The organism is Corynebacterium glyciniphilum AJ 3170 (assembly GCF_007673095.1).
Lineage (GTDB): Bacteria > Actinomycetota > Actinomycetes > Mycobacteriales > Mycobacteriaceae > Corynebacterium.
Map to the genome: position 1 here is coordinate 1 of NZ_VDYZ01000228.1, position 272 is coordinate 272.

Below are 272 nucleotides of genomic sequence, written 5' to 3' on the forward strand. Positions count from 1 at the left end.
CCCCAATTCCTCCCCACCCCCCCCCAAGACTCCCACACACTACCCCATCCACCCCCACTACCTCCTCCCCCCCAACATCCCCCCCTTCCCCAACCTCCCCCACCCCATCTCCCTCCCCCACCCCATCCCCCACCTTCCCCACTCCCACCTCGTCCTCACCCAACCCCTCCCCCCTCTCCTCCTCCCCCTCCACCACCCCTCCCCACCCACCCCACTTCAAGATCCCCTTCCTCTTCAGCACCCCCATCATCACCCCCAACATCCCCTACAAC

Annotated in this window: 1 protein-coding gene; it reads right to left on the reverse strand. The window is 66.9% G+C overall.

Annotated features, from left to right (window positions below; translation table 11 throughout):
* The coding region (locus FS507_RS20025; RefSeq protein WP_222121471.1) for a hypothetical protein at positions 1-241 on the reverse strand (241 nt) is incomplete at its 3' end.
* Between the last annotated feature and the right edge of the window lie 31 nt (positions 242-272).